Below are 25,424 nucleotides of genomic sequence, written 5' to 3'. Positions count from 1 at the left end.
TCTTTCATTTGTTGTTCAATGTAGAAGGTTTATTCTTCATCTTTTTGACCCATCATCATTAAAAAGGCCTTTAGAAAAGAGTTAATGTCACCATCCATTACGGCATCTACGTTTCCGGTTTCTTCAGCCGTTCTTACATCTTTGACCAATTTATAGGGGTGCATCACATAATTACGAATTTGAGAACCCCATTCAATCTTCATTTTTGACGATTCAATCTCATCACGTGCTTCCATTTTCTTGCGAAGCTCTATTTCATAAAGTTGGGATTTCAGCATTTTCATGGCCGTTGCCCTATTGTCATGTTGACTTCTAGAGTCGGAGCACGATATTTGAATTCCTGTAGGATGGTGAACCAATTGAACCTTGGTTTCAACCTTATTTACGTTCTGACCACCGGCTCCACTAGAGCGTGCGGTCGTAATGGTAATATCGGCCGGATTCACCTCTATTTCAATGGTATCATCGACTAAAGGATAAACATAGACCGAAACAAAAGAGGTATGTCTTTTGGCATTACTGTCAAAGGGAGAAATACGAACCAATCGATGGACCCCGTTTTCACCTTTGAGCCAACCGAAAGCAAAATCACCATCTATTTGCAGGGTAACGGTCTTAATACCCGCTACGTCGCCTTCTTGAAAGTTAAGTTCTTTAACCTTGAAACCGTTCTTTTCGGCCCACATCATGTACATACGCATGAGCATCGAGGCCCAATCACAACTTTCGGTTCCACCGGCACCAGCAGTAATCTGTAGCACGGCGGGCAGTTCATCACCCTCTTCAGAAAGCATGTTCTTGAACTCAAGGTTTTCGATTTTCTCAACGGCCTTGTCATATTGTTCTTGAACCTCTTCTTCAGAAATATCTCCTTCCTGAAAAAAATCCATTAAAACTTCAAGGTCTCCAACCAAAGTTTTGGCAGCGTTAAAATCGTCTACCCATTGTTTTTTCGATTGAATGAATTTCATCTGCGCCTGGGCTTCTTGCGGGTTATCCCAGAAATCAGGTGCTAAGGTCTTCTCCTGTTCATTTTCAATTTCAATAAGTTTGGCATCTATGTCAAAGATACCTCCTTAACGCACCGAGGCGATCCTGAAGACCTTTAAACAGGTCTGTGGTAATAGTCATATTCTAAAATTTTAGGCAAAAATAATATACTTTTTAGCATATTCCTGAAATAACTAGAGTAAGATCGAACGAGATTCTTTTTGGGAGGATTATTGTTGGTCTCCTTCGACTTGAACGGTATAAATGGTCTCGTTCTTGCCAGTAGTGAAAAGAACACCACGAATAGGCGCACAATCACGATAATCTTTACCATGAGATACCTTAATGTAATCGGTGCCGGCAAGCAAATCGTTACAAGGGTCGAACCCGACCCAGCCAATTTTGGGGATGAACGCTTCGGACCATGCGTGCATTTGTGAATCACCGAAATAACCGCTTCCCTGATGCAAAAAACCGGAAACATATCTAGAAGGAATGCCGTTCATTCTTGCAAGAGCACAAAACAGATGGGCGAAATCTTGGCAAACTCCGTTTCTCTTTGCTAGAACTTCCTCTAAGGTAGAACTGGCCGTGGTCGTACTGGGTTGAAATGTAAGGTAAGCGTTAACAAGCTTATTGAGATTTTGTAAGTTGGTGAAGACCGTTTGCGATGTATCTAATGACCAAAGTGAGGTACTGTTTTCAGGTAAGGTGGTAAGGTCAGTCTTCTTCAAAAAAGCCTCATGGTCAACCCTGAAGTTTAAACTTTTCAATTCTTTATATGATTCTTCGGCATTGTTTTCCAAAGGAAAATCAAACGGATTCACTTCCGATTTCAAGACTCTCATCTTTGCTCTGAACCTGGCGCTTTTGAACGATTTTCTGGTCTTGAGTCTAATAGTTTTAAAACCCAGGCCATTAATAGAGTAGCTTTCCGCTTCCAATAGAGAGTTCGTAAACTCGATAGAAAGCACTTCTTGAGAACTATTGGTTTGGGGGATAATCAAGAATTGCCAGTGGGCGCCCCTCACTTTGTTCTCGTATTTGTTCTCACAACTATATGTGATGGCATACTCTGTCGGCATATTATATAAATATACCGTAATATACGAACAATAACCTTTTAATAGTTAAAGAACTCTTTTTCCATCTTTTGGCTGATCAAACCCAAGCTGTTCAGTATATTCTCGATAAAACCTTGAATGTCTTCCTCTATTTCGGTAATGTATTTGAATTCATACTCTGACCTCACCCGACCGACCAAAAAGGCAGTAGAGTCTTTATTATATTTTTTGCTCGGGTCAAGTACTTTAATATGCTTGTAAACTTGGTTAAGACTGTTCATTACCGATCTAGGGCAATTAGGGTTGAGGATTAAAAACTCCAAAGTTGAAATACTAGTGGGTGTCTTTTTATAAAAACGACGCATCATATCATATGATTCAGCACATTTTAAAAGGGTCGTCCACTCGTAACTGTTGCTAAATTTATCACCGTAACTACCTTGGGCATTTAAGGCATCTTGATGTTTGGCATTGATAATGCGAATAACCTGGGTCGCCCTTTCAATATTGATGCCCATCATAATAATGGCATAAATTTCATCATGCAATAAGGTTCCTCTCATTTTGCCGCGTAGAACCGCTGTCATTTCGGTAACATTGACCGTGAAATCATGAAGTGAATTCTTCATGAACATATCGGCATCATAGTTATTTACATAGTGGTAAAATTTATTGATGGCTTCATAAAGTTCTGTGGAAATCAAGTCTCTAGCGCTGTTGGCATTTTCACGTGCATACTTAACATTGCTTAAAATAGAGAAGGCATTTTCTGCATCCAATCCTATTTTATAAAGCACTTGCGATTCTTCTAATTCGACATTATCGTCAAGCTCAGGATTACCGACCATAAATAACATAGACCGTAGAACGAATTGTCTTGATTGTGATAATTGGTTAGGGGCGTCAAGCGAAGAAAAATAATTAACATTCAAATATCGTGCGATATGTTCGGAACGTTCAATGTAACGGCCCATCCAAAAAAGATTATTGGCAACTCTTGCTAGCATATAGTGTATTTAAAATTTTAATTTATGGGAGCATTTTTGACCAAGCATCAACTTTTCAATACCCACGTATCTTTTGATCCCCCACCTTGAGAAGAATTAACGATTAAGTTGCCCTTTTTTAAAGCAACCCTTGTTAGCCCACCTTTAAGAACAAAATCTCGATCTCTTCCCATAATAGTAAATGTTCGGAGGTCTACATGCCGTTGCTCGAACGATTCGGTATCATCGATATAGGTGGGGTGAACCGAAAGCGACATAATAGGCTGGGCCACATATTTTCTGGGGTTGGCCTTTACCTGTAGTTTCACTTCTTCTATTTCCTCTTTACTAAGCCTGTTACCAATTGAAATTCCGTAACCTCCAGCTTCATCCACGGGTTTGATCACCAATTCGTTTATATGCTCTAAAACATATTTTAGTTCATCGGGCTTACTACAATGATAGGTGTGTACATTGTTTAGAATGGGGTCTTCATCCAGATAATATTTGATAATATCGGGCATATAGGTATAAATGGCCTTATCATCAGCAACTCCTGTACCTGGTGCATTGGCCAATGTGACGTTGCCTTTTTTATAGGCCGCAAAAAGCCCTGGCACACCGAGTGCGGAATCGGCCCTAAATTCCAATGGGTCTATAAATACGTCATCGACCCTTCTGTAAATGACATCTATTTTCTCAGGCCCGTGGGTAGTTTTCATGTAGACAAAGTCATTCTCGACAAACAGGTCTCTACCCTCAACGAGCTCGACACCCATGGTTTTTGCCAAATAAGAATGTTCGTAAAAAGCCGAGTTATACATTCCAGGAGTCAAGACGACCACATTGGGAATATCAACACCTTTAGGCTTGACCGTTTCTAGAAGGTCAAGAAGGTTTTCGGCATAATTCGTTACCGAATGGGTTCTATAATGGTTAAAAACACCGAAGAGGGCTCTTTTAAGAGCCGTGCGGTTGCAGATAACATAGCTTACACCTGAAGGACATCTGATGTTATCTTCCAGGACATAGTAATTACCATCGTTATGCTTGATGATATCTGTACCGGAGATATGATTGTAAATTCCTCCAGGCGGGTCTAAATCGACCATTTGGTTCAGGTAATTGGCCGAAGAACTAATTAATTCAAGTGGTACGATACCTTGCTTGATGATTTTTTTCTCGTGATAAATATCCCAAAGAAATAGGTTGAGGGCCCTAGAACGCTGTATAGCTCCCCTTTCTATGATTTCCCATTCTTCCGGAGCGATAATTCGTGGAAATAGGTCAAACGGAAAAATTTTCTCCGTACTCTCTTTTTCCCCGTAGACCTGAAAAGTAATACCTTGATTAAAAAATGACGATTTTGCCTTGTCGTTCAGCTTTACGTATTCTTTGATGGTATGACCTCCGTAAAGCTCGAATAGCCTAGAATAGATATCTTTTATCTCCCCAGTTTTATCAAATAATTCATCGTATAAAACCGGATTTCTAAGATAAGAGGAGAATATTTGATTTTGAATTTTACCCATGTCTATTTCTTTTGTTTTAAGGTACTGGTTTTCAACTTAAAATAGGGGCTCAATTCGATAATAATATTACCTCAAAATCATGTTTTCATAAAATTTAGAAGAAATTTTTACCAATTTCACTTTACTGTCGGAAGTATATTACTGGTGATAGTTAAAAGCACCTTATTGGCTACCTTTGAAATTTTTGGGGTAGCACCTAACCATAATCCTTTACTTTATTTATGGAAATTAATTTGATCAGTGATACGGTTACCAAGCCGACTAGTGGCATGTTGAAGGCGATATTGAATGCGGAGGTCGGCGATGATGTTTTCAAAGTAGATCCTACGGTAAACGCTTTGGAAGAAAAAGTGGCGGACTTGTTTAAAATGGAAGCGGCTCTTTTCTTTCCTTCCGGTACCATGGCCAATCAAACAGCCATTAAGATTCATACCAACCCAGGAGAGCAGTTGATTTGTGACAAATATGCGCATGTCTACAATTATGAAGGGGGAGGGGTAAGTTTTAATAGTGGTGTCTCTTGTCGTTTGGTAGATGGTTTTAGGGGAATGATGACAGCTGAACAGGTAGAGGAAGTTATCAACCCACCTGATTTTTACCACAGCCCACTAACCAGTCTTGTCTGTATCGAGAATACCACTAACAAAGGTGGAGGAGCTTGTTGGGATTTCACGGAATTACAGCGAATAAAAACCGTCTGCCAAAAACACGGTTTGGCTTATCATTTAGATGGTGCCCGCTTATGGAATGCCATGGTGGCAAAAAAGGAGAGTGCTTCGCAGTATGGTGAAATATTCGATACGATTAGTGTATGCCTCAGTAAAGGCTTGGGGTGCCCGGTCGGTTCTGTTTTGGTGGGAAGCAAAGAGCATATCGCAAAGGCACTAAGGGTAAGAAAGGTATTTGGTGGCGGCATGCGACAAGCTGGTTATTTGGCCGCTGCGGGAATTTTTGCTTTGGATAACCATGTAAATAGATTGGCCGAAGACCATCAGAAGGCTAAAGAAATAGGGGAGACTTTATTGAATCTCAATTTTATTAAAAAAGTAGAACCCATAGAGTCTAACATTATTATTTTTGAGATAGATAAGTCTCTTATGACAGAGAAACAGTTTTTAGATAAACTGAAAGAAAATGGAGTTTCAATTATCGGAATGGGTCAGGGAAAGCTACGAATCGTCACCCATTTAGATTATACCGATGGCATGCATAAGAGCTTCCTTGAAATTTTAAGAAAATTATAGCGAGTTTTCGTCTTTCAGTTCGTTGATTCGGCTGATGAGGTTTTTGATTCCGTTTTCCATACCCATTTCAGAATCGTAAAGCTGACTTTTGGCAAGTTCCGTTCCGTTATCCTCATTAAAACGAAAGAAAAACTGCCCATCGTGACTTGTTTTTCTTTCGAAATCATTGGTGCCCAAATCAGAATTCGTTAGGTGAGAAATTGCGCGATTTAGGTTTTCTTCAGTGGCAAAAAATGAACTTTCCAATAAAATTTGTCCACTCTTGGCCTTTATTAAAAATTGAAATTCGCCTTCTTGATTCTTTAAAGTATCTAACACTAGCAGTTTTTGGTAAAAGATACAAATAAAAGTAGGAAGATGAGATAAGTTTCATCTTCCTAAAACGGTCAAATCAAATTTTTCCTCAGTAGAACTAAAAGTAAACTGACGAGCTCTATAAAAGGCTATTTGCCGAACAAACCATCAAGGCCTGGTATGTTGGGCATACCTTCTTTAGCAACAGCTGCAAGTTCGGTTTCGTTGACCTTGGTAGCCTTCTCAATGGCCTTGTTCAAGGTTAGAACGAGGTAGTCTTCTAATTGTTCTTTATCTTCTAAAAGACTGTCGTCTATTTTAATGGCCTTAACCTCTCTATTGGCTGTAATAGTGACAGTTACCAAACTCTCAGAAGAGCTTTCCTCCAGAGTAACAGTATCCAATCTTTTTTTGGTTTCCTCTACCTTTTGTTGGGTCTCTTTCAATTTACCCATCATTCCCATCATATCTCCGAACATAGCATTAATTTTAATAGTTCAAGGCTTCAAAATTACTAAATTGTGCGTTAAATTAAATTGAATGTGCAGATGAAAACTAAGCTGTTTGCCACCGTATCCCTTACATTTGCGCTCCTATTACAAAGTCAAGAGAAAAAAATGAACCAAATTACCGCACCCACTGCCAAAAAAGTACTTAAAAAGTTAGAGAAGCACGGTGATGTTAGAGAGGATTATTATTTCTGGATGAACGAACGCGATAATCCTGAGGTAATAGCATACTTGAACGCTGAGAACGAATACTACAACAAACTTACTGACCATACGAAAGACTTTCAAGACCGCCTTTTTAATGAAATGAAGTCTCGTATAAAAGAAGATGACGAGTCGGTACCTTACAAGCATAATGGTTATTGGTATATTACACGCTATGCCTTGGGTAAAGAATACCCTATTTACAGCCGAAAGAAAGAATCTTTGCAAGCGGAGGAAGAAATTATGTTCGATGGTAATTTAATGGCAGAGGGGCATGAATTTTTTAATATCGGGGGTATTGCCATTAGCCCTGACAATAAGTTGGCGGCATTTGGGGTGGATACCGTTTCTCGTAGACAGTATCATATTCAAATCAAGAATCTTGAAACAGGTGAAATATATCCTGAAAAGATAGAGAACACCACCGGAGGTTCTGTTTGGGCCAACGACAACAAAACGCTTTTTTATACCAAGAAAGACCCGGTTACCTTGAGGTCTGATAAAATTTATAAGCATAAGTTGGGTACAGACGCCAAAGATGATATGCTTGTTTTTCATGAAGAAGATGATACTTTCGGCACCTATGTATATAAATCGAAATCAAAGAAATATATTATTGTCGGGTCGTACAGTACACTTACTTCAGAGTATCAGATATTATTGAGCGACGCCCCTGACGGTCCGCTTAAGATGTTCTCCAAAAGAAAAAGGGGCGAAGAATACAGTATATCGCACTATGGCGATAGCTTTTATGTGCTTACCAATAAAGACGGCGCCACCAATTTTAAACTAATGAAAGTTGAGGAAAGCGACACCTCTTCAGAAAATTGGAAAGAGTTTATACCGCATAGGCAAGAAGTGCTTTTAGAAGACTTAGATATTTTCAAAGACTATTATGTAATCTCAGAGCGAGAGAATGGACTCACCAAGATAAAGATAGTGAGGTGGGATGGGGCTGATGTGTATTACTTGCCCTTTGAGAATGAGACTTACACGGCGTCGGTAGGTCGCAACCCAGATTTTGATACAGATATCCTGAGGTATTCATACAATTCGATGGCAACACCTAGTTCAGTAATTGACTTCAATATGAAAACCAAGGATAAAGAGGTCAAAAAAGAACAAGAAGTTTTAGGCGGCGATTTTGACAAAGAGAATTACATAGAGAAAAGAGTATGGGCAACGGCACGAGATGGTGCCAAAATACCGATGTCGATTGTCTACCATAAAAATACCGCACTTACCTCTACCACACCGATATTACAATACGCTTATGGCTCTTACGGGCATACCATTGACCCTTATTTCTCAACAGTGAGGTTAAGTTTGCTCGATAGGGGTTTTGTTTATGCCATTGCACATATCAGGGGCGGTGAGTATCTAGGTCGACAATGGTATGAAAACGGTAAACTTCTCAAGAAAATGAACACGTTTACAGATTTTGTCGACTGTTCTCAATATTTGATAAGTGAAGGTTACACCAGTAACCAACATTTATACGCTATGGGCGGATCTGCAGGGGGTCTATTGATGGGCGTTGTAATTAATATGGCTCCCGAATTGTACAATGGGGTAATAGCCGCCGTACCTTTTGTTGATGTAGTAACCACTATGCTCGATGATAGCATACCTTTGACTACGGGGGAATATGATGAGTGGGGCAACCCTAATCAAAAAGAATATTATGAGTACATGAAGTCATATTCACCGTACGATCAGGTAAAAGCTCAAAATTATCCGAATATGTTGGTCACTACCGGTTTTCACGACTCTCAAGTGCAGTACTTTGAACCGGCCAAATGGGTGGCCAAATTGAGGGAATTGAAGACCGACAAGAACCAATTGTTTTTTGATATTAATATGGATGCGGGCCACGGTGGCTCGTCGGGTCGCTTCGAAGCGCTGAAGGAAGTGGCCAAAGAATATGCATTTTTATTGGATTTAGAAGGTAAAATCGACTAATTGAAAAAAAATAGTAATTTTGCCTTTAGGAATGTGTGGAAATTTTAAAACTTCCGTTTTTTCCAAAAACTAGATATCCTTTATGGAACAAAAGATCAAGGCTTACAACAATATTCTAGAACTCGTAGGCAATACTCCCCTCGTCAGACTAAATAAAATTACCAAAGGCTTTACCGGTAACTTCTTTGCTAAGATAGAAGCTTTCAACCCGGGGCACTCTTCAAAAGATCGTATTGCGATGCATATTATCGAAGAGGCCGAGCGAAAAGGTATTCTTACACCAGGCAGTACCATCATAGAGACGACTTCTGGTAATACGGGGTTCAGTATCGCCATGGTAAGTATTATTAAAGGTTATAGTTGTGTGCTTGCGGTAAGCTCTAAATCTTCCCGTGACAAGATTGATATGTTGAGGTCAATGGGCGCCACTGTTTATGTTTGCCCGGCGCATGTTAGTGCCGACGACCCAAGGTCATATTACGAAGTAGCCAAAAGGTTGCATCAAGAAACTAAGGGTTCCATCTATATCAACCAATATTTCAACGAATTGAATATGGATGCCCACTATGCCAGTACAGGCCCTGAAATTTGGGAACAAACGGGTGGTCAAATCACACATTTGGTGGCATGCAGCGGTACGGGCGGAACCATCTCCGGTACTTCGAGATATTTAAAGGAGCAGAATCCTAATATTAAAATAATCGGTGTAGATGCTTACGGGTCGGTACTTAAAAAATACCATGAAACCCGAGAATTTGATAGAAAAGAAATTTACCCTTATCGTATCGAAGGTTTGGGAAAAAATCTAATTCCGGCAGCGACCGATTTTGATATCATTGATGAATTTATCAAGGTAACCGACTCTGAAAGTGCCCATACGGCAAGAGAAATAGCTAGGACAGAAGGTATTTTTGCAGGTTACACCAGTGGGGCGGTCATGCAGGCTCTTAAACAATTAAATGAAGCGGGTACTTTTAAATCTACAGATAACGTAGTGGTTATCTTTCCGGATCACGGTTCTCGCTATATGAGTAAGGTCTACAGTGATAAATGGATGGAAGACCAAGGTTTCTTCGATACCGAAACTGTGGCCGAGGCTCAAAAAATACAGTACATTAAAGAATAATATGCCTAACTAGGTATGAATTCATTTGGCAACACCTACGGGCGTTGCTTTTTTGTACACCAAATATTTTTATGAATTTCGTGCTGAAAACCATACTTTTGCAGGCAGAATTTAATCGAAACGAATGCGAGATTTATTTGACAGAATTTTAGAGAACAAAGGTCCTTTAGGAAAGTGGGCCTCACAGGCGGAAGGTTATTTCGTTTTTCCAAAACTTGAAGGTCCAATTTCCAACCGAATGAAGTTTCAGGGTAAAGACGTCATTACTTGGAGTATCAATGATTACTTAGGTCTTGCCAATCTTCCGGAAATCAAGAAAATCGACGGCGAGGCTGCTGCTGAATATGGTGCTGCGTACCCAATGGGAGCAAGAATGATGAGCGGTCATACCGATTATCACGAGCAGTTACAGGATGAGCTTGCCGATTTTGTTCAAAAAGAATCTGCGTATTTATTGAATTTCGGTTATCAGGGCATGGTATCTACCATTGATGCCTTGGTCTCAAAAGATGACATAATCGTTTATGATGTTGATTCGCATGCCTGTATTATCGACGGTGTTCGATTGCATATGGGTAAGCGTTTTACTTTTAAGCATAACGATATAGAAAGCCTTGAAAAGAATTTAGAGCGTGCTACCAAAATGGCCGAACAGACCGGGGGTGGTATTCTGGTTATTTCCGAAGGTGTTTTCGGTATGCGTGGCGAGCAAGGTAAACTAAAGGAAATTGTAGCCTTAAAGGAAAAATACCAATTCCGATTGTTTGTTGATGATGCCCATGGTTTTGGAACGCTTGGTAAAACGGGCGCCGGAGCAGGTGAAGAGCAAGGTGTTCAAGATGGTATCGACGTTTATTTCGCCACTTTTGCGAAATCAATGGCAAGTATAGGCGCATTTATTGCGGCCGATAAAGAAATTATCGACTATTTGAAATATAATTTACGTTCACAAATGTTCGCTAAATCATTACCAATGATTTATGTGAAAGGTGCGCTGAAGCGTCTTGACATGTTGAGAACAATGCCAGAGCTAAAGGCAAAGCTTTGGGAAAACGTAAATGCCTTACAGAATGGCTTGACCAGTAGGGGCTTCAATATTGGAGATACCAATAGCTGTGTAACGCCGGTTTATCTAAACGGTAGTATACCGGAAGCTATGGCTTTGGTCAAAGATTTACGCGAAAACCATGGTATTTTCTGTTCAATCGTAGTGTATCCGGTAATACCAAAAGGATTGATTCTTCTTCGTATGATTCCGACAGCTACACATACGCTTGAAGATATAGATGAAACGTTAGAGGCATTTTCTGCCATTCGTGAGCGTTTAGAAAACGGCACCTATAAGAAGTTGTCTGCTGCAGTTGCAGCGGCAATGGGAGAGTAAATCTCGTTGAAAAAGAAGATAAAAGCCCTGCCGATAAACATCGGCAGGGCTTTTTAGTTAGGCAGCTTTAAGCTGTTTCGATTTGATAATATGTCTCCATTTTTGCATGGCCTGTAACTGCCCATTTAACGGTAGACTTTCATCGGTGTTATAGAACTCAATTGAATAGTCGCTTACCGCTTTGTTTGCAGGCTGTAGATGTAATTCTAGTTTATCAATGATTGTCTGTCGCTTTTTAGCTTGTTTAATCGTATGGTCCGTTTGAATAATGCTACAATCATTAAAGTCTTCTAAGAGAACTGTTTTTTCCATTATGTGACCCTTATAGTTCTTTACATAAAATAAATACTGATTGTTGGGATCTATACCAATAGCAAAATTTGAAAAAACCTCATGTTTATTAATAGTAGAACCTTTTTTATAGGCCATAGCTTCTAAAAGCTTAACGAGTTTTTTCTCCGTACCATTGCTGTTTAAAGCAATAATTACAAAAGGAGATAAACATAATATAACGAGAATGGCACCTATGATGAGAGTGCCCAAATCCATGTTCATTTTTTTAAAATTTAGATGTTAAAAAGAATGTCATTCCCCCTTGAATAAAGGGAAATGGTCAAAAATTAATAAGTGACTTCTTTTTAAGTTACCAGTAAAAATGAAAAGGAAATGCGATATCTTTTTTACCAAATGCCAGTACAAGCGATTTCGATAGGCGCTGATAAAAATTGCTTTTCGATTGGTACCAAGCCTCATTAGAAAAAACACTTGAAGCATGGTGGGGTAAGAAGTTATTAGGAGTTAACGATGGAACAGAAGAGGCCTCCGAAAATTCATGTACTTCAATGGCATCGGTTAAATATTTAACAGACTTAAAGTATTTATTGCTATCGTTTAAGCCTGAATCTGCCGATTTATTAAAATCCAATGTACAAGAACCCCCAAGCTGTAGGCCTAGGCAGTAAACAATGGCAAAAAATAAAACAGAGAGTCTCATACAGTCAAACTTCTGTACAAATGTAGTGCGCCAAACGTTCGCTTCTTGGGTACAGGTAATTTTTTATGAGAAAATTAGGGTATCAAATTCTAAGTGTCGTATTCACCTCTTCGAACACCTCTGCCTTATCGGCAAGAACGACCAAGGTGTCGTCAGCCAGAATTTTTGTAGTGCCGTTGGGGGTGATATAACTGTTATCACGAATAATCATCGCAATAATAGCGTTCTTTGGAAAGCCCAATTGAACTATTTCTTTATCGACCGCGTAACAGTTCTCCGTCACCATAATCTCTTTCATCAAAGCTTTAGGGTTTTCAGTCATCAAGAGGTCTGTCGCGGTCAATTTTTTTGCCTTTTCGGGTAAGGCCACATGCAGCCATTTCGCCACCAAGGTTAGGGTAGTGCCTTGCGTCAATACAGAGGTCACCGATATAAAGAATACGATGTTGAAAATCATGTTGGCCTTTTCTATGCCTGCCAATAGTGGATAAGTGGCAAAAACAATCGGCACTGCACCTCGTAGACCTACCCATGAGATATAAAAACGTCTTCTCATTTTCATTTTAAAGAAGATAAGACTTAAGAAAACGCCTACCGGTCGGGCAATAAAGATTAAGAAGAGCGCAATAATCAGACCTATACCGGCAATGGGCACAATTTGAGAGGGGAACACCAAAAGACCCAATGTCAAGAAAAGAACGATTTGCATAAGCCAGGCTAGACCGTCGAATACCTTTAAAATAGTTTTTTTGTGAATGATATCTTGGTTACCCAGATAAACCGCACAAATATAAATAGCCAAAAAGCCATTACCTCCAACAGCGTCGGTAGCCGAAAAGGTGATGAACATGAGGGATATAACCAGTACTGGGTATAGCCCTTCAAAATCTAATTTAATCTTATTGATAATGTATTTGCTGAGTTTGCCGAATACAAACCCTGCCAACCCGCCCAAAAGCATTTGTTGTAGAAATAGGGGGATTATAGAAAATACACTTTGGTCTTGGTTGACCACCAAAGTCAAAAATGCCAAAGTTAATACGTATGCCATCGGGTCATTACTACCACTTTCCAATTCTAAGGTAGGTCTCAGATTGGTTTTTAACGCAAGGCTTTTAGAACGCAAAATTGAGAAAACTGCCGCAGCATCGGTCGAGGATACGATGGACCCTAACAACATGCTTTCATAGATGGTGAAATCGGTAATGGCCCATACAAACGTACCCAATGATACTGCGGTGAGCAATACACCGAACGTTGACAGCGCAATACCTTCACGTAAAACCGGTTTGATGGAGTTCCAGTTGGTGTCCAATCCTCCGGAAAAAAGTATAAAGTTGAGCGAAACCAAACCGATAAACTGTGCCAGTTTAGGGTCGTCAAAATGAATACCGCCGATACCATCAGAACCTGCCAGCATGCCTATACCAAGAAAAAACAATAGAATAGGAACCCCAAACTTATAGGAAGTTTTACCGGCAATAATGCTTATCAACAACAAAACGGAGCCGACTAAAACGATATTTTCAATGGTAAGGTTCATACGGTAAGCGTGAAATTCATCAGGTCGAAAATACCTAAATTAAAAAGAGCATTTGGCCAATTAGATAATTATTAACCAAATATTATCAGATGAGAAAAACGAAGGGTTATTTACGATGTACCCAGCATCTTTTTATATGTACAGCGCCTCTTGAAAATTTTTGGATCAAAGTGCTTCCACATTTGTCGAATGGCAATATTGTCTTCAAGTTCGGGCGTTCGATAACACATCTCAATACCTTTCTTCTTAAAAGTTTTATAGTATTCGTTGAAGATAATGGCTGTAACTCCCTTATTTTGAAATTCAGGGTGAATCCCTATCAAATAAAAAAGGGCATCCTTATTAAAGTGCTTCGCCTTGAGCATGTGAAATACCCCTAGCGGATACAGTTTACCTTGCGATTTTTGTAATGCTTTTGAAAAGGAGGGCATTACTATTGCAAAAGCTATGAGGTCATCTTCTTTGTCGACAATAAATTTAATGTACTCAGGGTTGATGAAAGAAATATATTTTTTCTTGAAATAGGCTTTTTGCTCCTCGGTTACCGGTACGAATGAAGATAGTTTTGAATAGGTCTCATTAAAAAGGTCGAACATTTTATCTGCCATCGGAAGTACTTCGGCCGTTTTTTTAAAATTGACTTCCCGAAGCCCATATCTCTTCTTTACGATTTCATTTAATTTTGTGAACAGGGCTGGATCGGCGTTGCTGACAGGAAATTTATTTTCTACGTACCCTTTTTCCTTTAAAAAGCCCAATCGCTCGTAGTGTTCAACATAATAAGGGTGGTTGTACCACGTGACCATACTTCCGATATGATCAAAACCCTCGGTGAGAACCCCAACTTTGTCTAAATTTGAAAACCCCACGGGTCCTTCCATGAAATCCAATCCGTTTTGGTTGCCTATTTCGGCAACCTTTTCAATAAGCGCTTTTGATACTTCGGGGTCATCAATAAAATCAAACCAGCCGAAACGCATTTTTCGAATCTTCTGTTGATTGACTTCAAGGTGATTGATAATGGCAACGACCCTACCCACAGGTCTTTCATCTTTATAAGCCATAAAAAACCATGCATCGGCATTTTTAAATGCTGGGTTCTCGCTTTGATCAAAAGTTTGCAGTTCATCGGCAACAAGTGGTGGCACCCAATACGGAGAATCTTTATAAAGGGCGAAGGGAAACTTAACGAACGCCTTTAGTTCGTCTTTTGAGACCGCTTCTTTTAAGGAGACCATACACTTTAATTTGCAGGGTCAATATTAGGCATAATTAAAAAGAGAATAAAATTATAGACTTGAATTCGCACACGGTGAATGATGCCCTTGTCTAAAAATCGATGGCACCGTTATCATCAGACTTTTTACTCTTACGCTCTTGCTTTCTTTGTTTTCGAAGTTGTTTTTTTGAAGGGCCCAAATCAATGTCTTCAGCGCCACTGCCGTTTCTTTCACGCTCTTTGCGCTTTTTCTTCATGCTGTTTCTTTTAATGGCGCCCCCATTTTCATTGGCATTTTGCTCGTCTATGGCCTTGAGTTTGTCTTTATGAAAATCAAACCTGTAAGAACCGCCAAAAGTTACGAACACTCGAGAAGGACTGTCTTTAAAACTGGCACCCAAGTTAAAATCGACTTGAATTTCTTCGGATAATAAATGGGCTACCCCGCCACGTATTAAAAGATCTGAGTAACGGTCACTGTCTATACCTTGATGCTCAACAAAAGCACTCCATTTAGGGTTTCTAAAAGCGTGCGACAATGAAACTAAATAACTTAGTTCAGGAAAGTCACTTGAAATTCGGTCGTATGCCAGATTGGTTATTAAAACGAACCTCGGGGTAAGCCTACTTTGAGTCGCTACCATACCACGATAACTAACTGTTGGATCACCTACATAAAACGGGTTGCTTCCTAAATTAAAGGTAGCACCGCCGTAAAGCGAGACAGAAGGTATTAAATTTTTCAGTTGAAAAACGTTGTTCGCGCGCCAACTATAAAGATTAGGTTTGTTTCTTTCTTCCGATTTGTAGCGGTCGTAAATGAGATATTTCAATCCAACTCGATTTCTAGAAAAGTCACTGAGCTTACTAGACGTACCTAATTCGGTAAAGGTCAAATTCTGTGCCTGATAGGTGCCTTCATAATGTAGCTCTAATTGCTCGAAAAAGAGCCCATATCGTAAGGCAAAATCTGCGCCCCAGATATTACTTTCGGTATTCAATAGAGCATGGTCGCTCTGCTCGAAGAACACTCCCGTTTCTAATTGTAAAACATTCCTGCCGACGGCATAGGCACTGACCGAAAGCCCGGGTCTGTTAGAGTTAATTACATCGGTATATTGGCTAATACCGAGTACTGGAAGCAAGAACATTACATACTTGAACAGGTTCTTCATAAATGTTTTTTTTCGATTGAAATAAGAACTGCTATTGAAGTGCCAGCGGTAAAAAAGGAACCGGTTTTACTACAAACTAGACAGCCTATGAGACTGTTTTAGGTTAATTTTAGCAGTTATGCCCTGCTTATACAACGTGAGAATCGTACTTTTGATATAATCATTCCAAGAAATTATGGCATTTTTAAAAACTATCTTGGTCATACTATTGGTCTATTATCTAGTGAAGATTTTGGCCCGAATGTTCGCCCCCAAGATATTTGGCTATGCTGCCCGTAAGACCGAAGAACATTTTAGGGAAAGATTCGGTGAATTTTCTCAACAGCAGCAAGGCCATCAAGAAAGAGTAGGCGATGTAATCATTGATAAAAAACCTAAGAAAAAGCAGGGTGATTCTGAAAAGGTTGGCGATTACATCGATTTTGAAGAAATAGATTAAACTATTTTTTTACACCTTTTCGTTCAGAGCAACGGCTATTTTCAGTTTCGATTTATTTGATTTGAACACCATCGGAAGAAAGTCTCGATAAGTTCGCTATTTTAGCCAAATCAAACGATATTTCCAGTTATGCAAAAAGGATTAAAGGCCTTCTTCGTTCACTTTTTTGTTACCGTATTTTTTATTCTCGCCGCATTGGCCTATTTCCATCCCGTTCTGCAGGGTAAGGTCATACAGCAATCCGATATTGTGCAGTATACCGGAATGGCCAAAGAACAAAACGATTACAGAAAACGTACGGGTGAAGAACCATACTGGACGAATAGTGCTTTCGGGGGTATGCCTACTTATCAATTAGGGGCTTATTACCCTCATGATTATGTGAAAAAATTAGATCGCCTCATTCGATTTTTACCCAGACCGGCCGATTACCTTTTTCTGTATTTAATCGGTTTCTACATTTTGTTATGCTGTTTAAAAGTTGATTATCGATTAGCTGTACTTGGGGCTCTGGCGTTCGGGTTTTCTACCTACCTCATTATTATTTTGGGAGTAGGGCATAATGCGAAAGCGCATGCTTTGGGATATCTGCCCATGTTGTTGGGAGGTATCATACTGGTCTTTAGAAAAAAATATATCTGGGGATTCATTTTATCGGCCATAGCCATGGCTTTAGAAATTGGGGCAAACCATTATCAGATGACCTATTACTTCATGTTACTGGTCTTGATTTTGGGTGCTGTTTATTTGATTGAGGCTATCAGAGAAAAAACTCTAAAACATTTTTTTATCTCCGTAGGTATTTTGGTGATAGCGGTTGTATTGGGTATAGCGGCCAATGCTACAGGCCTTATGGCCACCAAGGAATACGCTGATTGGAGCACAAGGGGAAAATCGGAATTGACAATCAATGCCGATGGGTCGACAAAAGAAAATCTTACCGGCTTAGATAGAGAATATATTACGAGATACAGTTATGGTATATCTGAATCTTTAGACCTTTTTGTACCACGACTCTTTGGTGGTTCTAATGGAGAGGACTTAGGGGAAAATTCAAAGACCTATGACTTTTTAATCGATCAAGGAGTATCTCGTAGGCAGGCCCTTAGTTTTTCTAGTGGTTTGCCATTGTACTGGGGCGACCAACCAATTGTAGCGGGTCCTGCGTATATCGGCGCAATTATTATTTTTCTTTTTGTCTTGGGGCTATTTCTGGTAAAGGGCAAAACAAAGTGGTGGCTTTTAGGAGGGGTGGTTATGTCTTTGTTATTGTCTTGGGGCAAAAACTTTCCTTTGTTGACCAATCTGATGATCGATTACTTTCCTCTCTATAATAAATTTAGGGCGGTGTCATCGATTCAAGTAATTCTTGAGCTCTGTGCGCCCATCTTGGCCGTTTTAGGTTTGCGTCAGCTCTTCATCGACGAATTGACCATTAAAGAAAAATTAAAAGGACTCAAATTTTCTACCATTGCGGTTTTAGCATTGGGGCTAATGCTTTTGATTGTGAAGGGAACTTTTGATTTTGTAGGCCCAAGTGATGATTTCTTGATCAAAAACTATGGAGATGAGTTGGTTTCGTTAATTCAGGCCGATCGACGTTCCGTATATAACAGTGACCTGTTTCGATCTATGATATTGGTTTTCTTGGCTGCCTTGGTTTTGTGGTTTTTTATCAAAAATAAGCTGAAGGGCAATGTAGCCATTATTTTGGTCGGAGTATTGATTTTGATCGATTTGGTGGGTATAGGACTTAGATATGTCGATTCGGATGATTTTGTTTCGAAACGCAAGATGAACGAACCTTTTGAAGAATCTCCTTTAGACCAGGAAATAAAAAAGGACACAGGCATTTTTAGGGTTTACAACCCTTCAGAAGGAATCAACGGAGCGAGAACCTCTTATTTTCATCAGTCTATTGGTGGTTATCACGCGGCGAAACCTGCGGCGCTTGAAGACCTGTTCAGTTTCCATATTTACAAGGGTAATATAAACGTTCTGAACATGCTGAACGTGAAATATGTATTTCAGCAAGATGAAGAGGGAAGAAGTTTTCCTGCCTTGAATCCAGAGGCCAATGGTAACGCTTGGTTTATTTCAAAATTGAGTAAAGTGCCAGATGCAGATGAAGAAATAACAGGTTTAGAAAATTTAGACACAAAAAAGGAGGCTCTGATTCGCGAATCGAATGCCGGCTCATTAAACCGTTTTGAATATCAGGTAGATTCTACGGCAACTATCGATTTGGTCAACTATCAACCCAATCACTTGGTCTATAAGTCATCTAACCCGAATGTAGGGGTTGCGGTCTTTTCCGAGATGTATTATCCCAATGGCTGGAACGCCTATGTAGACGGTCAACTAACAGAACATTTTAAAGTAAACTACGCCCTACGTGCCATGCGCGTTTCGCAGGGAGACCATACCATAGAATTTAAGTTTGAACCAAAAGTCGTTGAAACAGGAAGCAAAATTACCTTGGCATCCTCGGTAATTCTACTGCTCTCAGTTATCGGAGGCATTGGCTTTTCTTTCTATTCTTCACGAAAAAGGAAGGACGAAGAAAAGAGTAGTTAAGAGAGTTGATAAAAATTACCAGAGAGATTCTTGAATATGAAGAAAGTACTTATAATCACTTATTATTGGCCACCCGCTGGCGGACCCGGGGTTCAGAGATGGCTGAAGTTTGTGAAGTACCTTGGTGAATTCAACGTTGAACCGATAGTTTTTGTTCCAGAAAACCCGCATTATCCAATAGAGGACACCTCGTTAGAAAAAGAAGTGCCTAAAGGCATTCAAGTTTTGAAACAGCCTTTGTTCGAACCTTATAGTCTTGCGAAAATAGTATCCTCAAAGAAGACAGGTAGAATTAGTTCTGGCATTATTCAAACCAAGAACCAATCTTTATTGGAAAAGTTAATGCTTTGGGTTAGGGGTAATTTTTTTATTCCCGATGCGCGCAAGTTTTGGGTCAAACCTTCAGTAAAATATCTTTCGGAATATCTCAAGGAAGAAAGTGTTGATACGCTAGTGACCACAGGCCCTCCCCATAGCGTGCACTTGATTGGTAAACAGTTGAAAGAGGTGACCGATTTAAAATGGGTGGCCGATTTTAGAGATCCTTGGACGTCGATAGGTTATCACAAAAAATTAAAATTGACATCCAAATCCCAGAAAAAACATAAGGATCTGGAAAAAATGGTTTTGAATGAGGCCGATCATATAGTCACCACCAGTATTACAACCAAAAAAGAGTTTTCAAAATTAACTTCGAAGCCCATTACGGTAATAACTAATGGTTACGATACAAGTTATATTCCTGAGCCCGACTTAGATAAGAGTTTTAGTATAAGTCATATAGGGTCACTTTTGACAGGCAGAAATCCTATTAACTTATGGAAGATTTTATCACGGTTGGCGGCTGAAAACCCTGTTTTTAGAAGTGATTTGCAGCTCGAGTTTATGGGGGTGGTAAGCCAAGATGTTATGGATACCCTTTACAGGTATGAGCTTGGGCCATATATTAAAATGAGAGGTTATGGTACGCATACCGATGCCCAACGAAAGCAACGACAATCTCAAATTTTGCTGTTGGCCGAAATAGACTCTGAAGAAACAAAGGGAATTATACCTGGCAAGCTTTTCGAATACATGGCGGCCAAACGGCCGATTTTGGCCCTGGGCCCAAAAGAGTGGGAGGTAGGAAAAATAATTGAGGAGTGTAATGCCGGAAGGACTTTTGAGTACGATGCGTACGAAACTTTAGAAAAAACTATATTGGATTGGTATAAAGCCTTTAAGGGCAAAAGTTTGATTACCGAATCGAAAGATATCGAAAAATATAGTCGCAAAGCACTAACGGCAAAGCTTGCGGAAATTCTTTAAAACCTTATTCTTTCAAACGACCAATAGTAGCTTATAGAGCATTGAGAAATGGGTATCGTCTTTAGGCAATCTTTAAATAATTCAATAGTTACCTATGCCGGTTTTGGTATAGGGGCTTTGAACACTTTGGTTTTGTACCTAAATTTTATGAGCCCTAAGTACTATGGGCTTATTCAAGTAATTCTTTCGGCGGCGACGGTACTCAACCCGATTTTGGCTTTTGGTGTACCTAATACCTTAGTCAAATTTTACAGCAGTTTTGAAAACAATAAGGTTAAAGAAGGATTTCTTACCCTTATGCTATTACTGCCGCTGGTACTCATGTTGCCAATCGCTATTCTGACTTTTGTGGGCAATGAAGCCATAGGTTCTTTTTTAAGTAGGGAAAACCCCATCGTCAGGGACTACGTATGGCATATTTTTCTGATTGGTATGGCCATGGCCTATTTTGAGGTATTCTATGGCTGGGCGCGTGTTCATATGAAGTCGGTGTTCGGTAACTTTATGAAAGAAGTCTTTTCTCGTGTGGCGGTCAGTGTACTGCTGCTTTTATTACACTTCGAATATATAACGGTTGAATTTTTTGTTCATTCGATGGTCGGGGTTTATGTATTAAGAATGATTGTGATGAAGGTTTACGCCTATAGCCTACACATGCCTAAACTTTCGTTCGAGTTTCCGCATAACATTCGAAATATAATGGTGTATACGTCATTGATTATATTGGGAGGTTCTGTGGCGATTGTTTTATTGGAGGTCGATAAAGTAATGATCAATCAATTCATTGAGCTTGAAAATGTCGCCTACTATAGTGTGGCGGGTTTTATTGCAATGGTAATCGCCGTACCCTCGAGATCTATGCATCAGATTACTTACCCGTTAACTGCCGAGCAGCTTAACAATAAAGATTGGGCTTCATTGGAGCGTTTGTATAAAAAAAGTTCGTTGACTCTTTTTGCCATTGCATCGCTTCTATTTCTCCTGATATTTTTGAATCTAGATGATATGTATACGATGATGCCTAAAGATTATAGAAATGGGTATATGATATTTGTCTGGCTGGGGTTGGCTAAGGTTTACGACTCCATATTAGGCAACAATAATTCAATACTTTATAATTCAGACTACTATAGGGCTATACTTATGTTCGGTGTTCTGTTGGCCGTTTTGACTATTTTGCTGAATCTGTGGCTCATACCGGCCTATGGTCTTGATGGTGCCGCCATTGCCAGTTTTTCTGCACTTTTTATTTATAATACGCTCAAATTAGCTTATGTGAGATGGAAGTTTAAGATGCTTCCTTTTACGACCGAGACCTGGCAAGTGGGCATTATTTCGATGGTTCTAGGTGTCGGGTTCTATTTTATTGACTTTCCATTTCATGCTATAATCAATATCATACTCAAAGGTATTTTAATCACCGCCCTTTTCGTTGGGCTTTTATATAAGTTCAAGATATCGGAAGATTTATATACTCTTTTGTCCAGAATACTTTCTATACTAAAGAGATAGCCGCAACAAATCTATACCAATAAGTTTGTTTCCGATAAGTAGTTTTCTAAATAATTGTTTTGTAGTAACTTTAAATAGAAAATGTAAGGCATGGACTATTTTATTAGGGGAAATTTTTGCGCTGCTTTATTTAGAGATATTTTGGAACCCATTATGGAGGCCGAAGTACGAATATACCATCAGCTTGGCCCAGAATGCGATCCTCCTTCCAATAGTGCGACCAAAGAGCTGAAGCTGCTTTCTGAAAAAGAAGTTTCCGCTAAAAAAAATTGCCTAATAGGCACTGCTCAAACCGACAAATTCGGTAACTATTCTTTTAATCTTCCACAGACCTACAGAAATACCCCCATTGCGATAGATATTCTGCTAAAACAAGCGCCTCGACAGAAAGAAGGCAAGCACAAGCCTATTCAAGTCTTTATCAGAAAATTAAACCCTATTTGGAGGTCTTCAGATGATTGCTTTATATATCGCTATAACTATTCTTTTCCTTTTGAAGATTGGTATCAAATCAGAAAATTGTTTGATGCTTGGACGATTTATGGAAAAATAACTTTGGAAAGTTCTGGCACTAGCCAGGTCTCGGGTCTTGAAGTTACGGCTATGGATGTCGACTGGATTCATGATGATTTTTTAGGAAAGGCTTTGACCAATGATAAGGGGTATTTTAGAATTGATTATGGAAGTGCCGATTATAAAAAGACGTTTTTGTCGCCATTGATTAATGTAGAAACACCGGTACGAACAATTCGAGGGCCGGGAGTATATTTTCAAGTTGCTGATTCTGATGGGGCGGTAATCTATAAAGAAGAAAGAAAAGTGGGTCATTACGAATCGAGAAAGAATATACCGAGATGTTTTTTTGTCGACTTGCATTTAGCTGCCGAAAATGTGCCTGATAAAAAAAGAATATAGCTCCTTTCCCTTGTTGTGGCCATTTCGATTTTTAGTCTGAAAAATTAGGGCTAAGTTAGTACAGCGAAGCCTTGAAGTAGGTCAAGGCAATTATTACTTCCAAAATGGCAAATGACGGTTACAAAAGAAAGGTCTCGCTAACAGGGTCCTTAGATTTTACAAATTTACGATTACAAGAGCCCATGAACTACGCAGCTGGTAAATTGGGTGTTAAAGAGGCACTACGGCATGGTTTCAAAGAAATGGGCATAGTGAGATCCATGCGCGCTTTACTGGAAATGAACCAAGAAGATGGTTTTGACTGCCCAAGTTGCGCTTGGCCGAACCCTGAAAAACCTTCCTCATTTGCTGAATATTGTGAAAATGGAGCAAAAGCTCTGGCCGATGAGGCCACCCAACATAAAATCGGAAATGAGTTTTTCAAAAAAAACTCGGTTCAAGAACTATCGCAGTTGACCGATTATCAATTGAACAAATTTGGCCGATTGACCGAACCTTTGGTTTTGAAACCCGGCAATGATTATTATGAACCGATTGATTGGCAAGAAGCCTATGAACTTATAAGCGAAGAACTGCATAAGTTGAAAGATCCTAATGAGGCCATATTTTATACCTCGGGTCGGTCTAGCAATGAGGCTGCTTATCTGTATGGTATGTTTGCTAGGGCCTTTGGGACCAACAATATGCCCGACTGTTCGAATATGTGCCATGAATCGAGTGGGGTAGCGCTATCGGAAACTTTGGGAATCGGAAAAGGCTCTGTAAAACTTGAAGATTTATATGGTGCCGAGGTGGTCATCGTTGCGGGACAGAATCCCGGTACCAACCACCCAAGAATGTTATCGGCATTGGAAAAGTGCAAAGAGAACGGGGGAAAGGTCATTAGTATCAATCCATTGGAGGAAGCTGGGCTCGTCAATTTCAAAAATCCGCAGAACATTAAAGGTTTGCTAGGCTCCGGTGAGCAAATGGCAGACATTCACTTGCCCGTGAGAATTAATCAAGATATTCCCTTGGTTAAGCTCATCCTCAAAAAGCTAGTTTTACTGGATGACGAGCGTAAAAACGTCTTCGATCATAAATTTATATCCGAATATGTAGATGGATACGAGGCCTTGATTCAGGATTTGGGTAAATATGAAGAAGAGCAATTGCTATCCCAATGCGGGGTTAGTCTAGAAAAAGTTGAAGAAGTGGTTCAGTTGCTTTCTGAAAAATCGAAAATCGTAGTATGTTGGGCCATGGGCCTAACACAACATAAGAACGGGGTAGAGAATATTAGGGAGTTTGTCAATCTTTTGCTTTTAAAAGGAGCAATGGGCAAGCCAAACGCGGGAACATGCCCGGTTAGAGGGCATAGCAACGTTCAGGGAGATCGAAGTGTGGGCATCATGCATTACGTTGATGACGCTTTAAACCAGCGTGTTAAAAAGTATTTAGGTTTTGAGGCGCCTACAGATGAGGGCGTAGATACGGTGGGCGCTATCAAATCAATGCACGAGGGAAAGGCTCAAGTTTTTATCTGCTTAGGAGGTAATTTTTTGATGGCCGCTAATGATACCGAGTACACGGCACAGGCTTTACACAATTGCGATTTAACCGTTCAAATCAGTACAAAATTGAATCGTTCGCATCTCGTGACCGGAAAGACCGCTCTAATTTTACCCACCTTTGGGAGGTCTGAAAAAGATATGAAAAAGGGTACCCTGCGCTATCTCACCATGGAAGATAGCATGGGCCGGGTGAGACGTTCTCATGGCTTATTGAAACCCGCATCAGAATTGATCAAAAGTGAGCCCGAACTAATTGCAGAATTGGCCGATACTTATTTTAAAGGTCAACATTCGGTAGATTGGTTGGCAATGGCCGATAACTATGACCTTATTAGAGATAGTATTGATCAGGTGGCTAAAGGTTTTGAAAAAACTATTGAGCGATCTAAAGGTATTGGTTATTATTTACCTAATAATGTACGGGAACTTGACTTTAGCATGCTACCCAATGGAAAGGCCCAACTCACCATCAATAGTTTACCGGAGCATCATCTAGAGGAGAAAGAGTATTTATTGATGACCATACGCTCTCACGACCAGTTTAATACTACTGTTTATGGGCTTGATGATCGCTACCGCGGGGTTTACAATGAACGCAGGGTTCTCTTCATGAATCCCTCGGATATGAAGAATGAGAACTTTCAGAAGTGTGATGTAATTGATATCACTAGTTCTTATGATGGTCAGAAACGAACTGCGAAAAAATTTATAGTAGTTCCTTATAATATTCCATCAGGGAACTTGGCTGCTTATTTTCCTGAGACTAATATTCTTGTGCCGTATAACAAGTTTGCCGATAAGAGTAAAACTCCTATCAGTAAATCAGTTAAAGTATCGCTCTCTATACATACTACTTAAAAATAAAAACCCCCGCTGCAGATTTCTCTACCGCGG

21 protein-coding genes are annotated in these 25,424 nt (G+C 39.7%); 10 read left to right on the top strand and 11 right to left on the bottom strand.

Annotated features, from left to right (window positions below; translation table 11 throughout):
* Nucleotides 1-29: 29 nt before the first annotated feature.
* From prfB to D1013_RS13290, 4 genes are all read right to left on the bottom strand, one after another.
* Nucleotides 30-1,131 (bottom strand): peptide chain release factor 2 gene (gene prfB, locus D1013_RS13305; protein ID WP_225621460.1). Its coding sequence is split into 2 segments (ribosomal slippage): nt 30-1,064 and nt 1,066-1,131, totalling 1,101 coding nucleotides; the frame shifts between segments, so codons are not numbered across the junction.
* Between the two features lie 89 nt (nt 1,132-1,220).
* Nucleotides 1,221-2,075, bottom strand: a complete 855-nt coding sequence (locus D1013_RS13300; protein WP_121849299.1) for a transglutaminase-like domain-containing protein — start codon at nt 2,073-2,075, stop codon at nt 1,221-1,223.
* 38 nt (nt 2,076-2,113) lie between these two features.
* Nucleotides 2,114-3,061: an alpha-E domain-containing protein gene (locus D1013_RS13295; RefSeq protein WP_121849298.1), complete on the bottom strand. Its 948-nt coding sequence runs from the start codon at nt 3,059-3,061 to the stop codon at nt 2,114-2,116.
* 47 nt (nt 3,062-3,108) lie between these two features.
* On the bottom strand, nt 3,109-4,572 hold the full coding sequence (locus D1013_RS13290; protein WP_121849297.1) for a circularly permuted type 2 ATP-grasp protein: 1,464 nt from the start codon (nt 4,570-4,572) through the stop codon (nt 3,109-3,111).
* A 221-nt stretch (nt 4,573-4,793) separates the two neighbouring features.
* On the opposite strand from D1013_RS13290, the gene D1013_RS13285 reads away from it, so the two are divergent.
* Nucleotides 4,794-5,816 carry a threonine aldolase family protein gene (locus D1013_RS13285; protein WP_121849296.1) on the top strand — a complete coding sequence of 341 codons (1,023 nt, stop codon included), beginning with the start codon at nt 4,794-4,796 and terminating at the stop codon, nt 5,814-5,816.
* Here the strand turns inward: D1013_RS13285 and D1013_RS13280 are convergent.
* The gene (locus tag D1013_RS13280) at nt 5,811-6,134 is read right to left on the bottom strand and encodes a YegP family protein (protein WP_162987904.1); all 324 of its coding nucleotides are present in this window, start codon (nt 6,132-6,134) and stop codon (nt 5,811-5,813) included. The genes D1013_RS13285 and D1013_RS13280 overlap by 6 nt on opposite strands.
* Before the next feature lie 125 nt (nt 6,135-6,259).
* Complete coding sequence (locus D1013_RS13275) at nt 6,260-6,589, bottom strand: YbaB/EbfC family nucleoid-associated protein (protein ID WP_121849294.1); 330 nt, start codon at nt 6,587-6,589, stop codon at nt 6,260-6,262.
* A 69-nt stretch (nt 6,590-6,658) separates the two neighbouring features.
* Here D1013_RS13275 and D1013_RS13270 point away from each other — a divergent pair, with 69 nt between their 5' ends.
* The 3 genes from D1013_RS13270 (at nt 6,659) to D1013_RS13260 (ending at nt 11,295) form a co-directional block, all read left to right on the top strand.
* Nucleotides 6,659-8,785 (top strand): S9 family peptidase, encoded by a 2,127-nt coding sequence (locus tag D1013_RS13270; RefSeq protein ID WP_121849293.1) that lies wholly within the window; start codon nt 6,659-6,661, stop codon nt 8,783-8,785.
* Between the two features lie 82 nt (nt 8,786-8,867).
* Nucleotides 8,868-9,911 (top strand): cysteate synthase, encoded by a 1,044-nt coding sequence (locus tag D1013_RS13265; RefSeq protein WP_121849292.1) that lies wholly within the window; start codon nt 8,868-8,870, stop codon nt 9,909-9,911.
* A gap of 124 nt (nt 9,912-10,035) precedes the next feature.
* Entirely contained in the window at nt 10,036-11,295 is a 1,260-nt protein-coding gene (locus tag D1013_RS13260) for a cysteate-C-fatty acyltransferase (protein ID WP_121849291.1), read from the top strand.
* 57 nt (nt 11,296-11,352) lie between these two features.
* Here the strand turns inward: D1013_RS13260 and D1013_RS13255 are convergent, their stop codons facing one another.
* From D1013_RS13255 to D1013_RS13235, 5 genes are all read right to left on the bottom strand, one after another.
* Complete coding sequence (locus tag D1013_RS13255) at nt 11,353-11,850, bottom strand: hypothetical protein (RefSeq protein WP_121849290.1); 498 nt, start codon at nt 11,848-11,850, stop codon at nt 11,353-11,355.
* Between the two features lie 88 nt (nt 11,851-11,938).
* The gene (locus tag D1013_RS13250) at nt 11,939-12,289 is read right to left on the bottom strand and encodes a hypothetical protein (RefSeq protein WP_121849289.1); all 351 of its coding nucleotides are present in this window, start codon (nt 12,287-12,289) and stop codon (nt 11,939-11,941) included.
* Between the two features lie 82 nt (nt 12,290-12,371).
* On the bottom strand, nt 12,372-13,832 hold the full coding sequence (locus tag D1013_RS13245; RefSeq protein WP_121849288.1) for a potassium/proton antiporter: 1,461 nt from the start codon (nt 13,830-13,832) through the stop codon (nt 12,372-12,374).
* A gap of 110 nt (nt 13,833-13,942) precedes the next feature.
* Nucleotides 13,943-15,070 (bottom strand): GTP cyclohydrolase, encoded by a 1,128-nt coding sequence (locus D1013_RS13240; protein ID WP_121849287.1) that lies wholly within the window; start codon nt 15,068-15,070, stop codon nt 13,943-13,945.
* A gap of 91 nt (nt 15,071-15,161) precedes the next feature.
* Nucleotides 15,162-16,226, bottom strand: coding sequence for a transporter (locus tag D1013_RS13235; protein WP_121849286.1), 1,065 nt, complete (start codon nt 16,224-16,226; stop codon nt 15,162-15,164).
* A gap of 175 nt (nt 16,227-16,401) precedes the next feature.
* Here D1013_RS13235 and D1013_RS13230 point away from each other — a divergent pair, with 175 nt between their 5' ends.
* The 6 genes from D1013_RS13230 (at nt 16,402) to D1013_RS13205 (ending at nt 25,388) form a co-directional block, all read left to right on the top strand.
* Nucleotides 16,402-16,665, top strand: a complete 264-nt coding sequence (locus D1013_RS13230) for a DUF4834 family protein (RefSeq protein ID WP_121849285.1) — start codon at nt 16,402-16,404, stop codon at nt 16,663-16,665.
* A gap of 129 nt (nt 16,666-16,794) precedes the next feature.
* A complete protein-coding gene (locus D1013_RS13225) occupies nt 16,795-19,242 on the top strand; it encodes a YfhO family protein (RefSeq protein ID WP_121849284.1) in 2,448 nt (815 codons plus the stop codon).
* 36 nt (nt 19,243-19,278) lie between these two features.
* Nucleotides 19,279-20,550 carry a glycosyltransferase family 4 protein gene (locus D1013_RS13220; RefSeq protein WP_121849283.1) on the top strand — a complete coding sequence of 424 codons (1,272 nt, stop codon included), beginning with the start codon at nt 19,279-19,281 and terminating at the stop codon, nt 20,548-20,550.
* Nucleotides 20,551-20,598: 48 nt separating this feature from the next.
* Entirely contained in the window at nt 20,599-22,062 is a 1,464-nt protein-coding gene (locus D1013_RS13215; RefSeq protein WP_121849282.1) for an oligosaccharide flippase family protein, read from the top strand.
* A gap of 90 nt (nt 22,063-22,152) precedes the next feature.
* On the top strand, nt 22,153-22,977 hold the full coding sequence (locus D1013_RS13210) for a hypothetical protein (RefSeq protein ID WP_121849281.1): 825 nt from the start codon (nt 22,153-22,155) through the stop codon (nt 22,975-22,977).
* A 182-nt stretch (nt 22,978-23,159) separates the two neighbouring features.
* The gene (locus D1013_RS13205) at nt 23,160-25,388 is read left to right on the top strand and encodes an FdhF/YdeP family oxidoreductase (RefSeq protein WP_380085102.1); all 2,229 of its coding nucleotides are present in this window, start codon (nt 23,160-23,162) and stop codon (nt 25,386-25,388) included.
* Nucleotides 25,389-25,424 lie beyond the last annotated feature (36 nt).

Origin of the sequence: Euzebyella marina, assembly GCF_003687485.1 — a bacterium.
Classification (GTDB): domain Bacteria; phylum Bacteroidota; class Bacteroidia; order Flavobacteriales; family Flavobacteriaceae; genus Euzebyella; species Euzebyella marina.
Note: the sequence above shows the minus strand (reverse complement) of the source record. Positions and strands in the feature narration are given on the sequence as shown.